The organism is Mesorhizobium sp. BR1-1-15, assembly GCF_020165475.1.
Lineage (GTDB): Bacteria > Pseudomonadota > Alphaproteobacteria > Rhizobiales > Rhizobiaceae > Mesorhizobium.
The window spans coordinates 164,864-179,506 of record NZ_JAIUIF010000009.1; the positions used below are offsets into that span (position 1 = coordinate 164,864).

Genomic DNA, 14,643 nt, shown 5'->3' on the forward strand with positions numbered 1-14,643 from the left:
CTCAGAGCCCCATCTTCTTGCGGGATTGCAGCCCGACCACGGCCAAGAGAATGCCGCCCTTGATCGCCGTCTGGACAAAGGGCGAGACGTTGGCGAGGTTCATGCCATTGGCCAGCAGTGCCATCACAAGCGCGCCGATCACCGTGCCGTGCAGGCTGCCGATTCCGCCTGAAAGCTGGGTGCCTCCAAGTGCGACGGCGGTGACCGTGTCGAGTTCGAAAAGCAACCCGACATTTGGATCACCCGACACGATGCGCCCGGCCAGGAAGACACCGGCAACGGCCGCGAAACAGGAGCAGACCACATAGGCGAGGATGATGTTTCGGCGATCGGAGACGCCGAAATTGCGGGCAGCGCTTTCGGCCCCCGACGCGATGCCGCCGCCGATCGCAAACAGATGCAGGCCGTATCGCGATCCGTAGAGCAGCTTCCAGGCCAACAGCATCACGACGATTCCCCAAAAGACCGGATAAGGAATACCGAGGAAACTGCTTGAGACGGCAGCAATGACGATCTCCGGAACGGTGCCGCCGGAGACGGGACGCAAGATGCGCGTGATGCCAAGGACAATGTACTGCGTCGATAGCGTGGCGATGATTGGATGGACGTTGAAACGGGTGATCGCCAGGCCGTTGATCAGCCCGATGAATGCGGCCAGCACGAAGACCGCCGGGATCAGCACGATCGCCGGCTGGTCGAGCGCCAGCACCGCCGTCGTGAAACTGATGACCGAGCCGACCGATAGATCGAGCCCGCCGACGAGCACGACGACGAGTTGTCCGACCGCCGCGATGACCAGCGGCATCGCCTGCGCAACCAGGTTGAAAAGGTTTTCGGCCGTTGCGAACTGCGTCGTCTGAACCGACAGCCACAGCGAAATGAGCAAGGCAACCAACAATGGAAGACCCCATTGGCCCTGCCGTGTGTTCCGGCCACTCACGATGTTGGACAGGCTACGATACATGGAAGGCCCCTAGTGCCGGCGCGCCGAGCCGCCCGTCAGGGCCGCGTCGAGGATCTTGTGCTCCGTCGCCTGTGCTGCCGGCATTTCGGCCACGATTGTGTCGTGGTGGACGACATAGATGCGGTCGCACAGCCCGATCAGCTCGATCGTCTCGCGCGACAGCACCAGCACCGCGCCACCCTTGCGGGTGAAGTCGCGCAGCAGATGGTAGATCTCGGACTTGGCGCCGATGTCGACGCCGCGGGTCGGCTCTTCCACCAGGAGAAGATCGAGATCCGCGGCGAGGTAGCGCCCGAGCAGCACTTTTTGCTGATTGCCGCCCGACAGCGAACCGACCGGAGCGGACGGCCCTGTCGCCTTTATGTTCATGACATCCATCATGCTGGCAACGACGCTTCGATAGGGCCGCGCCGGCGCAAGTTCGCGTCGCCTCGAATGCAATCCGATGGCGATGTTGTGGGCGATCGGCAAAGCGAGAAAGAGCCCCTCCTCCTTGCGGTCCTCGGGGACGAAACCGACCTTCAGCTGCTGCAAATGGCGAACGCCTGATGATGTCGAGAGCGGCATGTCGAGCGTTTTGCCGCTAATGGAAATCGTCCCGCCAAAAGGATGGTAGCGGCCGATCAAGGAGCGCAGGAAGCGCTGCTGGCCCTGTCCCTCAAGCCCGGCGAGGGCGACGATCTCGCCCTTGTGCAACGTCAGCGACAGAGGCTGCGATGTCTCGGTGATCCTGAGATTCTCGACGCGCAGGATTTCGCCGCCCCTGTCGCCCGTGCGATCTGGGAACAGGTCCTGGAGTTCGCGCCCGACCATCATGGCGATGAGTTCGTCTGTGGTGATCTCGGACACCGTTCTGGTGCCGACCAGTGCGCCGTCCTTCAGCACCGTCACAGTGTCGCACAGCTCGAAGATTTCCTCCATGCGATGCGAAATATAGACGATTGCCTTTCCCCTATCGCGCAGGCGGCGGATATTGCGGTTGAGCACATCGACATCGGCCGCGTTGAGCGCCGCTGTCGGCTCGTCGAGAATAAGCACGCCGGCGTCGGCCTGGATGCAATGCGCGATCTCGACGAATTGCCGCTCGGCAATGGTCAGGTTGGAAACGAGTTGCGAGGAGTCTAGCGTGAGACCGAGTTCGCCGAGTGCCTTGGCGGTTCGGCTGTTCATCGCGGAATAGTCGATCGAGCCGAACCGGTTCGTCGGCTCCCGGCCGAGAAACATGTTCTCGGCGATCGACAGATTAGGCAGCAGCGAGTGTTCCTGGAAAACGGTCGAGATGCCGGCATCGAGCGCGGCGCGCGGTGACTTCAGATCGAGCTTTTCCCCATTCATGAAGATCCCGCCGGAATCGGGCTGATACACGCCCGCCAGGATCTTCATCAAGGTCGATTTTCCGGCGCCGTTCTCGCCCATCAGGGCGTGAACGCTGCCGGCCTTCAGATCGAGGGAAACGGAGTGGAGCGCCTTGCTTCCCCCGAATGCCTTCGAAATGTGCGACATCTCGATAAGATTGGCCACTAAACCCTCGCTTCACCACTGGAAGGGCCCGCGGGGACGCTTGTCCACTCCCCGCCGGCCACGGCGTGTCACTTCTTGCCGTAATATTCCTTGAGCTTGTCTTCGGGGAGTTCGCTCGGCCACCAGACATTGGCCGTCAGGTCGTCGCGATAGTATTTCGCGGCCTTGTCCTTGTCCCAGCCATCAGGGTTGTAGACATAGCGCTTGTAGAGTTGCTTGCCCTCGAGCAGGGCTACAGCGGCGCGCACGCCGGCAGCACCCTGGGCCGGGCTGTATTCCGGAGAGATCGACTTGAATCCATCCGTGATCCACTGGCCGAAATAGCCATTGTTGCCCTCGCCCGAAATCGGCGGGATCGGCGTGCCGAACTGCTTGAAGACATCGACGCAGGCGCGCGTCATGTCGGCGCCGGACGACCAGATGCCGTCGACCTGCGGATTGTTCAGATAGAGCGTCTCGCACAGCTTCTTGGCCTTGTCATACTGCCAGTCGCCATGCTCCTCGGCGATGATCTGCACATGTGTGCCCTTGAGCGATTCCAGTAGCCCATTGTAGCGGTTGGTGTCTTCCGGGTGGCCGGCAAGGCCGCGCAGGACCCAGATCTTGCCGTTGTCGCCAACGGTCTTCACCAGCCAGTCGCCCATTACCTTGCCGAAGTGCTCGGCTCCCCCTTGGATTTCGGTGGTGTAGGCATCGGAATCGATGCGGCCGGTGTGAAGGATGACGGGGATGCCGGCGGCGACCGCCTTGGCAATGCTGGCGTTGGCCGACGTGCTGGTCACCGGCTGAACGATGATCGCGTCGACATGCTGGGCGATCAGATCCTCGATATCGGCTACCTGCTTCTTCTGATCGAAGCCGGCATCGAGGAGGATGAACTTCGAGATGCGCTTGTCCTTTGCCGCGGCATTTTCCGCCTCATGCGCGACCTGCACGGTCCAGGTGTTGGCGTTGACGCCGAAGTCGCTCATTCCGATGACCCAAGGGGGATCCTTCTTGAATGCGCCGGCCTCGGTCATGCGCGTGTCGTCGGGGCGCGGCGCGACGCCGTCCATCAGCTTGACATCTTCCGCGTGCGCCAGGGACGTTACGGCAAGCGCTGATACAACGAGCATCCCCAGCCCGACGGTTTTCAGCAATCCTAACATTGAACTCCTCCTTGTGGTTGCTCCGGCCGTACGGACGCGCACGGGCCGCGAGACGCTCTCCCGATGCATGCTTGTCGTCGCGAACCGACCTATGCACGCAATTCTCCCGCCCCCGAACACATGTGTGTCGAGGCCCAATTTCGGCTGGACAATGATGACGGTCGAGAACTCCTCCGGGCACTTTAGAAGCATAGTGGGTTTGACCTGTCAATAGTTAGTCATGTTGAATGACTATTCCGTTGCTTGCCTTTCGCCACTCCGCTATTCATCATGAAGAGCGCTCGTCCTGCACCGGCGCGCGGTCAGTCCCGGCGGGAAAATCATGCGATCAGTCTTGTGCTACGGCGACTCCAACACGCACGGCCAGATCCCCGGCAAGGGGCCGCTCGAGCGCTATGGCCCGGCTGAGCGCTGGCCGGGGATACTGCGCGCTCAGCTAGGCCCCGACTGGTATGTCATCGAGGAAGGATTGAGCGGTCGAACCACCGTCCACGACGATCCGATCGAGGGGACACACAAGAACGGTAGAACCTATCTCCGCCCCTGTCTGCAGAGCCATGCGACGCTCGACCTCGTCATCATCATGCTCGGCACCAATGACCTCAAGATCCGCTTCAACAAACCGCCGTCGGAAGTGGCTATGGGCATCGGCTGCCTTGTCTACGACATCAAGGAACTGGCGCCCGGTCCGGGCGGCACCACACCCGAAATCATGATCGTCGCACCGCCGCCGATGCAGGACGACGTCAAGGAGTGGAAGTCCATCTTCGCCGGCGCACCGGAGAAATCGCGGCTGCTGGCGCTCGAGTTCGAGGTGCTGGCGGATTCGCTCGAACTGCACTTTTTCGATGCTGGCTCGGTGGTGTCCTGCAGCGAAGCGGACGGATTTCACATCGATGCCGAAGCGCACAGACTGCTTGGCATCGCACTCGCCCGCGCGGTCGATGCGATCGGCTGGAGCCGCTCGACATGAGCAACCATACCGCCGCCCGGCAATGCGCTCTTACCGATGGGGCGACCCTTGCCTGACATGAGGTTTGCACCACCCAATCCCTTGCGCATCGCCGATCGTGCGAGCGGGCTGAACGCGTTGAGCGTGCGCAGCTACAACGAGCGTCTGGTGCTGTCGCTGCTGCTTCAGAACGAGGGCATATCGCGGATGGAAATCGGCGAGAAGACCGGTCTGTCGGCGCAGACGGCCTCGGTCATCGTCCGCTCCCTCGAACAGGAAGGGCTGGTCTCGCAGGGCGAGGCGCAGCGCGGCCGTGTCGGGCCCCCCACCATCCCGCTTTCACTCAACCCGGAAGGCGCCTACGCGGTCGGCGTCGGCTTCAGCCGGCGCAGGATCGACATCGCGCTCATCGACTTCATCGGCACCGTGCGCTTCCACACGCAGTTGCCCGCGGATGAAGCCAATCCGTTTCCGCAAAGCAGCGATTTGCTTGCGACGATCAGGCAAGCCATGACGAGCCTGCCGGTCGAGGCGCGCAGCCGGGTCGCGGGTATCGGGCTGGCCGTTCCCGATGAGGTCGACGCCATGGCTGCAACCGGCAACGGATCGAGCACGTCCCTGAAGGCTTTGCAAAGCGAGATCGAAGAGCAGATCAAGCTGCCGGTCTTCGTCCAGAACGACATCACCGCGGCGGCCGGCGGCGAGAGCATGTTCGGCGTCGCAAAGCCGCTGAACGACTATTTGTTCTTCTATCTCGGAGCTAGGCTGCAGAGCAGGCTCATCCTCAACCACCAGATCTATAAGGGAAACTCCAGTGCCAGCTTCGATCATGGCCTCATGCGCCTGGAAAGCGAACTGGCCATGCGCGGACGCTCGTCCGAAATCATCTGGAGCAGCAGCCCTGAGTGGCCTGATCTTGGAGAGGCCTACACCGAATGGCTGGGGGAATGCTCAAACCGCCTGAAAGCATCGATCTCGGCGCTGACCCAGTTTGTCGAGTTCAGGACGGTCCTCCTGTCCAGCTATGCGCCGCAGAAAATCGCCAAGGCCTTGTGCGCCGATATCGGCCGGGAATTTGCCACTGTCCAAGCGTTGCCAGCGCGGGTGACCATCAGCCCGAAAGCCGTCGGCGCAGCCAGCCTGCCGTTCAGCTCGCGGTTTATGATTCAATGATCGGAACGCTGATAACAGAAGGGTTGCAAAGCCCCATCTGAGACGTGGATGCACCCGGTTTGAATGTCGGCTAACTCCGGTGCGAGAAGCTGTCCCTCACGCCATCTTCTGTGACCTCGCGCATCAGGAACGGGATGCCGACGACCGTCATCGGCAATTCCGCGCGGAAGCGGATGTGCGTGGGACCTCGTAATGCACGATCTGGCCTGGGGTGATGGCCCGTCACCCTGTCGGAGCACCGCGACGCCGGCGTAGTGGCTTCCCAATTGCCAGAAGGGCAGCGGGAACCGCCCGCGCTCCTCTTCAACGATGCGGAAGCCCGCCTCTCGGATCAAGTGCAGCGGTTGGCGGTTGAGATGACAGCCGCCGGCGATCTGTCCCCACGGCTTGTTCAGCCGCTCCTGCCATCTGCGGCCGCGCGGCCCCTCGGCCTGGCCGTGCTCGATGAAGATCAGCCGGCCCATAGGTTTCAATATGCGGCGGATCTCGGTCAGCGCCGCGTCAGGGTCGGGAATGGTGCAGAAGGCATAGGTGACGACGACCGTGTCGGCGAGGCCATCGATCAAGGGCAGCCTTTCGCCGCTGGCCCGGATGCAGTCGACGTCGAACGGCAGGGAACGGATCTTCGGTTCGGCCAGGCCAAGCATTGTGCCGTCGGGATCGATGCCGACCAGCCGCTCCACCCTGGCGGCGTCGTAATAGGGAAGGTTCAGGCCGGACCCGAAGCCGACTTCGACGACAATGCCCTGCGCCCGCGGGATCAGGCGCCTTCGCATGCGCGCGAACACGTTTGCCGAACAGCCGGCGTGGACGAGGTAGGGAGCAATGCAGCGTGCGTACCAGGAGAGACAGGATTGGCACATGTCTCAGCCTCCTTTCCCTGCGTTCTTGACGCCGATGGGAACGCCACCCCCGGCAATGGCCTCGGACGTGCAATGCTGGCTGAGAGTATTGACCGGTGACATTTCTCGCTCCAAGGAGTCTCCTGATCGGGCCCGATCGGCCCGACGTCGTGGGATGGATAGAAGGCCGGCGTCCCCTGAACGTCCCCGCTCGGCCGCGTACGGGTCGATGGAAAGATTGGAGTTCCGACTTCTGGGGTTTCCGGAGTTCCGTCTGAACGGGCAGCCGGTGGAGCTCGCCTTGCGCAAGGCGGCCGCGCTCCTCATCTATGTCGCCGAGGCCGGCGGGCCCGTGGCGCGCGAGGTCGCCGCCACGCTTCTGTGGCCCGAAACCGACGAAGAAGCCGCACGAGCACGCCTTCGGCGCACACTGCATAAAATTCGCATCGCGTTCGGCACGGAGGTCATCGCCGCCACGGGGGCATCCCTCAGCCTACACCCGGCGCTTTTCGTCGAGCTCGACTCCAAGGTTTTCGAGCATGCCTGCAATGTCGGCCCGCTCGACGAGGCGGCCGACATCTATAAGGGCGACTATCTCGGCGGCTTCTCACTCCCGGATTGTCCGGAATTCGACGAATGGGTCTTTTTCAGGCGCGAGGCCTTGCGTAGCCGACTGGTGCAGACGCTGGAGCGTACCATCGAAGCGAAGATCGCCGGCGGCGAACCACGCAGCGGGGTGGTGCATGCGACGCGCCTGGCGGCACTCGACCCCTTGAGCGAAAGTGCGCACCGTCACCTGATCCGCGCCCACCTGGCGGCCGGGGACAGGGCGGCAGCCGAGCGCCAGGCCGAAAGCTGTGTCCGGCTGTTACGAGACGAACTCGGCGTAGCGCCGGACCCGGCCACGCTTGCCCTGGTGCGGGAGCGAACTCAAGATGTCACTTTGGACGTGCCCAGGACGCGCTACGTCGAAGTGGACGGCATCCATCTCGCCTATCAGATCGTCGGCAGCGGACCGACGGACATCGTGCTTGTTCCCGGCTTCATTTCGCATGTCGAGCGTATCTGGGAAGACAGACGCTGCCGCGCCTGGATATCAGCGGTTTCGCGCTTGGGCCGCCTGATCCTGTTCGACCGGCGCGGCATGGGACTTTCCGACCGTGTCGGTGTCCGTGCCACAGTCGAAACGACAGCGCAGGATATTCTGGCAGTCATGAACGCGGCCGGCAGCAGCCGGGCCTTGCTCATCGGCGCCTCGGAAGGCGGGCCGGGTTGTGTCCGTTTCGCCATCGATCATCCGGATCGGCTCATCGGCCTTGTCCTGTGGGGCTCGCTCGCGAAAGGCAGCCGCGCGTCGGACTATCCCTTCGCCTTGACCGCCGCGCAATACGATCTGTGGAAGCAGCGGCTGATCGCCGGCTGGGGCGGCCCGGCGGAAATCGAGACGTTCGCCCCGGGCCTCACCGGAGACCGCCAGGCGGAGACCTGGTGGGCGGGATTGCTCAGGGCAGCCTCCAGCCCCGGCGCGGTCGCGGGCCTGCTCGAAGCCCTGCGTGATACCGATGTCCGTTCCCTGCTCGCAAAGGTCTCCGTCCCGACGGTTGTCCTGCACCGGTCCGGCGACCGCGCCGTGCGCGTCGAGGCGGGGCGGCTCCTGGCCGCCGGGATCCCGGGCGCGCGGTTCATCGAGGTCGCCGGTGACGACCACTGGTTTTGGGTCGGCGACCAACAGCCGCTGCTCGACAGCATCAGCGCGCTTGCACGAAGCAGCTGATGCGCGATTGCGGCGTCAGCCGCCGTCAGTTCCGCGTGTGGAAATGGCTGTGGGACTGACCGCGAATGGCGAGGCCGGCGCGGATGCCATTTTGGCCATGCTCCGGGACGACGCCGGGCGGCGTCGAGCACGACGTCCGGTGGAAGGCCGGTTTTCGGCCTATTTCGGTGCAGCGGCAGCGGTTCCGCCCGGCGGTATGATCCGCATCATGGATCTCGACACCGTGTCGCCAGGCTTGAACGGGACCGGGACCTTGTTGCTTACCGGCTTCACGCTTTGCAGGAACGCCGCGATCGCCATGGCATCGTCCGCTGTGAGATGCGCAAAAGCAGGCCAGGGCATAATCGGCGCCAGGGTGCGGCCGTCCGGCCGCTGGCCCGTCTGGATCGCAGCGACGATCTGCTCCGGGGTCCAGCTGCCGATGCCGGTCTCCTTGTCGGGTGTGATGTTTCGACCGGGAAAGACACCGACGCCAGGTATCTCAAAGCCCACATCCGAGCCGCCAAGAAAACGCGACATATCGGGTTTGCCGAAGAAGTAGCCGGGCGTGTGGCAGTCGTTGCAGCCGGCGATCGTGACCAGGTACTCGCCACGCGCGACCTGCGCGTCGTCGGCCATGGCGGCGTATGATGGAAGGGCGACGACCGAGGCCGTGAGCAATGCGAGACGAACTGACGCTGGAAACATGGTTTTCTCCCTTGGGTTTGTTCTTGGCTTCTCCTATGACCTTTGTCGTGCTCCCGTCGGGGGCTGCCGTTACGCAGCCCGGCCAGCCGATTGCGGCGCACCTGATCCGCTCTACGTTGCGCCTTACGGTTTGCGGCCGATCACGGCGCCGTTCGCGGCGGGAGCATCGAACCAGACCGTCTCGACGTGCCTGAATCCGGCTTCCTCGAGCCACGCCGAATACTCGGCCGGGGTGTAGTTTCGTCCTTCCGTCTCGATCAGCATGTTGAGGCTCATCAGCGCGGCCGGCGCCGGGCCGGTCTTTTCATCATTGACGAGAAGCTCGCTGATGACGACCGCGCCGCCGCTTGGCAAAGCCTCGAAGGATCGGCGCAGCAGGGCGCGGTTCTTCGCCTCGTCCCAATCGTGCATGATCATCGACAGGAGATGCACGTCGTGATCCCCGGGAAGCTGTTCGAAGAAATTGCCGTCCGCGGTCTCGATGCGGTCGGTCAAGCCGGCCTCGGCGATCTTTCCCGCGGCGATCGCGGCGACATGCGGCAAGTCGAACACGGTCGCACGCAGCGCCCCATATTGTTTGCAAAGCTCGATGTCGTACGCGCCCGATCCGCCGCCGATGTCCAGGAGGCGGCGGAAATGACTGAGATCCACGGCTTCGCCGAGCTTGCGCGCGGTCATCGTGGAAAGCGAATGCATCGCCTCCCAGAAAAGCGCCAGCATCGTAGGATCCTCGCCCTCGAACATCGAGGATTGCACTGCCGGATCCCATGTGGTTGGCCGGTTCGTGCGCAGCGCCTCTGCAAGCCTTCCCCAGCCCGCATAGAGTCGCTTGTCGGCCATCTGCACGAAGCCACCGAAGTAATACGGCTTACCCTTCACGAGATAAGTTTCGCTTAAGGGCGTGTTGCGATAGCGGCCGTCCGTTTTCTCCAGGAGCCCAAGTGCAGCGCAGCCGGTCAATAGCATCTCGGCCGGTCGTTGATGCAGGCCGAGCGCTTCCGCCAAACCGGCAACCGTGATGGCGGCGCCGCTCGCAAGGCGGCTGAAGAGGTCCAACTCGTGCGCGGCGGCCAGAGTCTTGAAGGCCCAGAAACCGGTCGAAAGCGCCATCAGTGGGACAGCGGAAGGAAGCTCTTGCTTGGTGACGATTGGTCGGTCGGCCGCGCGCAGCCCTGTCTCGCCCGGGATCGAACCGGGCTGGTGGGCAAGCGTTGTCGTGCGCGTAGCAGAGCGCTGATGGTTGGGCATGGCACTCTCCCCAAAATGTTGACGGTTGGTTCGCAGCTTCGAGCCGCGCGGTGGTCTCGACGGCGCGGGTTTCGAAAATGCCGCCGATCGAATGGTCCACCAGCATGCGGCGGCGGCCTTGTGCTCGCAAGGCCGCGCCGATGGCGCGAATAGGGTCAGCCGTGGCGACCGGCGTAGGATCGGCCCCGTGGTCCGGCAGATCGATGGCATGGACCCGAATGTCCCTCAACAGCTCGGGGGACAAATCCGCGATTGCCCGACCTCTTGAGACGGATAATTGCCAAGTCTTGAGGGCCGCGACTGTGGTTTTCGGCACAGACCAAGGTAGTCGCACGCTCGACGGGTGATGGATTCGAGTCTCCGCTCGAGGCATTTCAGCCTCCCATAGCCAGCCATCCGCTTCTTCCCTTGCCGCCGAAGCAATGGTAAGGAGGCTAGAGGACCGATAGAAGTGCCAATTCATGGATTCTTGGCCAGTCCAATTCCAATTGGCATGACGACACTTGCAGGGCGCTGCCGCTAAGCCGGCAGGACGCAGGAGGACTGGTGGCAGGCTGAATTCCAGTGCCTGCGTCAGACCAATTCCAGTTGCTGAACAATGACCGCCTTTCACATAAGCCTGGTCGGGCGCAAGAATCTCAGCGGCGAGATTTATCGTCAGATACGGCGCGCCGTTCTGGATCGACGGCTGCGGCCCGGCGACCCTCTGCCGCCTGGCCGCGAACTGGCGCGGACGCTTGCCGTGTCGCGTGCCACCGTGACCGTGGCTTATGAACGGCTCGCCGCGGAAGGGTTCGTGACATCCCGGCAGGGGTCTGGGACGTTCATCAGCGAATTGGTCGTGCCGGCCGGGCGAGAAAAGACCGGACGCCGATCTACCGGCGTGCTCCAGCCACGCCAGATCTGGGAGGCGATAGCCCCACCACCCGCATTCGAGCCGGTTCGGTTCGACTTTCACGCCGGGTTTTGCGATGCTTCGCTGTTTCCGCACGGGGCGTGGCGGCGGTCGGTGGTTTGGGCGCTGCGTTCGGGCGAAGCGACCGCCGGCACTTACGAGCATCCCGCCGGACATCACGATCTCAGGGTCGCAATCGCCAGGCACATAGGCATCTCCCGAGGGATCGGGGCGGCTGCGGACGACATCATTGTCACAAACGGTACGCAGCAGGCACTGGATGTCCTGGCACGCGTCCTGCTGGCACCGGGCGATGCAATTGCCATTGAAGATCCGGGCTACGGTCCTCCGAGGCATTTGTTCAAGGCCTTGGGTATTCGTGTGGTCGGTGTACCGGTGGATCGCCAGGGCCTGGTCGTTGATGCGCTACCGCGCGGAGTCCGAGCCGTGTATGTCACGCCGTCTCATCAATTTCCGCTTTCGGTGACGATGACGCTGCCGCGCCGGCAGGCGCTGCTGGCCTGGGCCGAGCGAAATAACGCGGCCATCATCGAAGACGACTACGACAGCGAGTTCCGTTTCGGGGGCCGTCCCCTCGAGCCGTTGCAGACGCTCGACGCAAAAGGCCGGGTCATCTACGTCGGCTCCTTCTCGAAGACAATGCTGCCGACGCTTCGGCTGGGCTTCATATTGACGCCGCCATCGCTGCGAGCGGCCGTGCACAAAGCGAAATTCGTCAGCGACTGGCATTCATCGACCCCGGCGCAAGCAGCGCTCGCGCGTTTCATCGATGAGGGCGCCTTTGCGCGTCACATCCGTCGGGTGAACGCGATCTACCGGGAACGGCACCAGATCATCGCGGACGCCATCGTCAATGATTTTGCCGGGCATCTCGAGCTCATCCCATCGACAACGGGCCTCCATCTCACCGCTCTTGCCCGGAAAATGTCGGCGGACCGGATCGCCGAGGTCGCCCGCCGCGCAGCCGATCGCAGCGTCGCCGTCCAGATCCTGTCACGGTTCGCCGTGAACGCCATACCGCGAGCCGGCATCATGCTGGGGTATGGCGCCATTCCGACGCCCCGCATCGAAGAAGGGTTGCATTTGCTGCGCGCCTGTTTCGACAGTGAACCGCCCTGACCTTCGATTTATCTACGCCACGCGTGGTTGAGCTGGCCTGGGTTTGACCACGGTGGCGAGTACGATGCCGGTGACAATGAAGGCCGCGCCGACCAGATCGTAATCGTGCAAGCCCTCGCCGAGCAGCAGATAGGCTAACACAGCGACGAACACCGTCTGCAGGTAGAGCAGCATGCTCGCTCGGCTCGCACCGAGCGTTTCCACGCTTTTGTTGTAGAGATAGTACATCAAGGCGCCGCCCGGACCGGCCAGATAGGCGAGCGCGAGAATGCTGTGGACGTCCATGGCGGAGCGTTCGTCGTTGAACAATTCCCACACATGGAACGGCAAGGCGACCAGCGCACCGGCGCCGAGCAGCAGCACGACCATCGGCAGGAGTTCGATGCCGAATTTGGCACGGCGCAAAAGCACGGTGTACAGGCCCCAGCAGAACGCGCTGCCGACGATCCAGAGCTCGCCGGCGTTGAACTTGAGTTGCAGCAGCGCCGTCAGGTTCCCGTGGGCAACGATGAAAATCATCCCGGCGAGCGCAACCAGCGCGCCTAGCGACTTCCACAGCCCGAGCGGCTCGCCAAGCACGAAACGGGCGAGCACCATCGTCATGACAGGCGACAGCGCCATGATGATGCCGGCCGTGGTGGCGTCGGTGTCGTTGAGGCCATGATAGATCATACCCTGACATAGGGTGAGGCCGATCGCCCCCACCGCAACGACCTCCACGACGCGCGTTCGCAACAGTCCGATCATCGCGTCGTGATGACGGTGCACGATCGGCAGCAGGATGGCGCAGGCAAGCGTCAGCCGCCAGAAGCAGAGGCCCCAGGGCGGCATTTCAGGCGCCACCCATTTGGCCGCGATATAGACGCCAGCCGAAAGCAGCCAGCACAGGACGGCGGCCGGATAGCCGGTCACGGAGGGCACGACCTCGGGTTGCGCGACGTGGTGCGCTATCGGCATTGCCTGCATGTCATGCCCTCCCCTTCGATGACGTCGGCCCGATGGGACAATATAGCCTGCGCAGTTGGGTCGTGCATCCGTTTTGAAAGGCGAAAGAAACTGCACTTGGCCGCGGCGCCTGATACAGGCCCCCTGTTCCGATCGTGCGGCGCTCGGTGGCTCGCTCGCGATCCAGGCGCGAGCGTAGCCGGGTTTGGAAATGTGAGCGACAGATAGAACCAGTGCACAATTGCGATAAGATGTTTCACCATTTCCGGTTTTCGAGGTCCAATGTCTGAAGTGGACTGGCTCAGCCATCTCTTGCAAATCATCACCGTTACCGGCCAGCTCGAGGTCCGCTGCGCCTACGGTGCGCCGTGGCGCATTGCCTGGAGCAAGGCTGCCGCAAACGAAATTCCCTACCATGTCATCGTCAGGGGCCGGGCCATTTTGGAGGATCCGGACACGAGAGCAGCAAGGGAGCTGGTGAGTGGAGATATTGTGCTGCTGCCTCACGGCGCGGCGCATGTGCTGCACGACGGCAGCGGGCAAATACCAATCCCTACCCAGCAACGGCGGGGGGCTGCCGGATGGATGCTGAGCGAGAATGATGGCCAGGGCGAGCAACTGGATCTGCTGTGTGGGCGATTTTTTATCGCGCCGCCCCATGATCGGCTTGTCCGCAACTACCTGCCTGCGGATCTGGTGGCGCGGTCCAAGGATGGCGATGAAGAAAACGGCATCGGCTCCGCCTCCAGCCAACTGGCCGGCCTGGTGACGCTGATGCGAATGGAGTCCGCCGGAGACAGAGCCGGAGGACGCGCCATTCTCAACGCGCTTTCTTCGGCCCTGTTCACACTGGTACTGCGCGCGGCGAGCCAATCCGGGAAAGCCCCCGAAGGCTTGTTGGCCCTGGCCGGCAATCCCCGGCTTGCTCCAGCCATTTCCGCGATGTTCGCCGATGCGGCACGGCCCTGGAAACTGCCCGATCTGGCCGAATTGTGCGGGATGTCGCGCGCTACGTTCATGCGCCAGTTCCAGGACAAGCTGGGTCGCTCCGCGCTCGATTTGTTGACCGATCTCCGCATGAGCCTGGCCGCCAACGAGTTGAAGAAGCCGGCGATCAGCACCGAGGCCGTGGCCGAGACCGTCGGGTATCAATCCGTTTCGGCGTTCCGGCGTGTTTTCGCCGAAAGGACGGGGATGACGCCGGGGGAGTGGCGGCGACGGGCGCACAAGGGCGAGTAAGACGCGCGGTCCGGAATCGAGAAAGCGCAATTTGATCCTTTCGCGCATCACATTGAGCTAATTCAGCCTCGAAATAATCACTCTTCCCCGTAGATTAGGCTCCGCAATCACTTGA

At 63.0% G+C, this 14,643-nt stretch carries 12 protein-coding genes; 5 read left to right on the top strand and 7 right to left on the bottom strand.

The window, feature by feature from the left end; translation table 11 throughout:
- Position 1: 1 nt before the first annotated feature.
- The 3 genes from LB541_RS17470 to LB541_RS17480 form a co-directional block, all read right to left on the bottom strand.
- Positions 2-964, bottom strand: a complete 963-nt coding sequence (locus LB541_RS17470) for an ABC transporter permease (RefSeq protein WP_411969795.1) — start codon at positions 962-964, stop codon at positions 2-4.
- 9 nt (positions 965-973) lie between these two features.
- Positions 974-2,485: a sugar ABC transporter ATP-binding protein gene (locus LB541_RS17475; protein WP_224619137.1), complete on the bottom strand. Its 1,512-nt coding sequence runs from the start codon at positions 2,483-2,485 to the stop codon at positions 974-976.
- Positions 2,486-2,553: 68 nt separating this feature from the next.
- Positions 2,554-3,600 carry a substrate-binding domain-containing protein gene (locus tag LB541_RS17480; protein WP_411961462.1) on the bottom strand — a complete coding sequence of 349 codons (1,047 nt, stop codon included), beginning with the start codon at positions 3,598-3,600 and terminating at the stop codon, positions 2,554-2,556.
- Positions 3,601-3,955: 355 nt separating this feature from the next.
- On the opposite strand from LB541_RS17480, the gene LB541_RS17485 reads away from it, so the two are divergent.
- Entirely contained in the window at positions 3,956-4,606 is a 651-nt protein-coding gene (locus LB541_RS17485; RefSeq protein ID WP_140566495.1) for an SGNH/GDSL hydrolase family protein, read from the top strand.
- A gap of 81 nt (positions 4,607-4,687) precedes the next feature.
- Positions 4,688-5,758: an ROK family transcriptional regulator gene (locus LB541_RS17490; RefSeq protein ID WP_224619139.1), complete on the top strand. Its 1,071-nt coding sequence runs from the start codon at positions 4,688-4,690 to the stop codon at positions 5,756-5,758.
- On the opposite strand, the gene LB541_RS17495 is transcribed toward LB541_RS17490, so the two are convergent.
- The gene (locus LB541_RS17495) at positions 5,752-6,546 is read right to left on the bottom strand and encodes a class I SAM-dependent methyltransferase (RefSeq protein WP_224619140.1); all 795 of its coding nucleotides are present in this window, start codon (positions 6,544-6,546) and stop codon (positions 5,752-5,754) included. The genes LB541_RS17490 and LB541_RS17495 overlap by 7 nt on opposite strands.
- Before the next feature lie 283 nt (positions 6,547-6,829).
- Here LB541_RS17495 and LB541_RS17500 point away from each other — a divergent pair, with 283 nt between their 5' ends.
- Positions 6,830-8,374, top strand: a complete 1,545-nt coding sequence (locus LB541_RS17500) for an alpha/beta hydrolase (protein ID WP_224619143.1) — start codon at positions 6,830-6,832, stop codon at positions 8,372-8,374.
- A gap of 159 nt (positions 8,375-8,533) precedes the next feature.
- On the opposite strand, the gene LB541_RS17505 is transcribed toward LB541_RS17500, so the two are convergent.
- Positions 8,534-9,061 carry a c-type cytochrome gene (locus LB541_RS17505; protein ID WP_140524782.1) on the bottom strand — a complete coding sequence of 176 codons (528 nt, stop codon included), beginning with the start codon at positions 9,059-9,061 and terminating at the stop codon, positions 8,534-8,536.
- Positions 9,062-9,184: 123 nt separating this feature from the next.
- Positions 9,185-10,309, bottom strand: a complete 1,125-nt coding sequence (locus LB541_RS17510; protein WP_224619146.1) for an acetylserotonin O-methyltransferase — start codon at positions 10,307-10,309, stop codon at positions 9,185-9,187.
- Positions 10,310-10,907: 598 nt separating this feature from the next.
- Between LB541_RS17510 and LB541_RS17515 the strand changes: the two genes are divergently transcribed.
- Entirely contained in the window at positions 10,908-12,344 is a 1,437-nt protein-coding gene (locus LB541_RS17515; RefSeq protein ID WP_224619147.1) for a PLP-dependent aminotransferase family protein, read from the top strand.
- 12 nt (positions 12,345-12,356) lie between these two features.
- Here LB541_RS17515 and LB541_RS17520 read toward each other — a convergent pair whose 3' ends face one another.
- On the bottom strand, positions 12,357-13,310 hold the full coding sequence (locus tag LB541_RS17520; protein WP_140557296.1) for a DMT family transporter: 954 nt from the start codon (positions 13,308-13,310) through the stop codon (positions 12,357-12,359).
- A gap of 261 nt (positions 13,311-13,571) precedes the next feature.
- Here LB541_RS17520 and LB541_RS17525 point away from each other — a divergent pair, with 261 nt between their 5' ends.
- Complete coding sequence (locus LB541_RS17525; RefSeq protein WP_140896265.1) at positions 13,572-14,528, top strand: AraC family transcriptional regulator; 957 nt, start codon at positions 13,572-13,574, stop codon at positions 14,526-14,528.
- Positions 14,529-14,643 lie beyond the last annotated feature (115 nt).

What these genes read in the sequence shown, in the direction of transcription:
- LB541_RS17470 (WP_411969795.1), bottom strand. Translation starts at nt 964, where the DNA reads ATGTATCGTAGCCTGTCCAACATCGTGAGTGGCCGGAACACACGGCAG.
- LB541_RS17485 (WP_140566495.1), top strand. Translation starts at nt 3,956, where the DNA reads ATGCGATCAGTCTTGTGCTACGGCGACTCCAACACGCACGGCCAGATC.
- LB541_RS17525 (WP_140896265.1), top strand. Translation starts at nt 13,572, where the DNA reads ATGTCTGAAGTGGACTGGCTCAGCCATCTCTTGCAAATCATCACCGTT.
- LB541_RS17500 (WP_224619143.1), top strand. Translation starts at nt 6,830, where the DNA reads ATGGAAAGATTGGAGTTCCGACTTCTGGGGTTTCCGGAGTTCCGTCTG.
- LB541_RS17520 (WP_140557296.1), bottom strand. Translation starts at nt 13,310, where the DNA reads ATGCAGGCAATGCCGATAGCGCACCACGTCGCGCAACCCGAGGTCGTG.
- LB541_RS17515 (WP_224619147.1), top strand. Translation starts at nt 10,908, where the DNA reads ATGACCGCCTTTCACATAAGCCTGGTCGGGCGCAAGAATCTCAGCGGC.
- LB541_RS17480 (WP_411961462.1), bottom strand. Translation starts at nt 3,600, where the DNA reads ATGCTCGTTGTATCAGCGCTTGCCGTAACGTCCCTGGCGCACGCGGAA.
- LB541_RS17510 (WP_224619146.1), bottom strand. Translation starts at nt 10,309, where the DNA reads ATGCCCAACCATCAGCGCTCTGCTACGCGCACGACAACGCTTGCCCAC.
- LB541_RS17505 (WP_140524782.1), bottom strand. Translation starts at nt 9,061, where the DNA reads ATGTTTCCAGCGTCAGTTCGTCTCGCATTGCTCACGGCCTCGGTCGTC.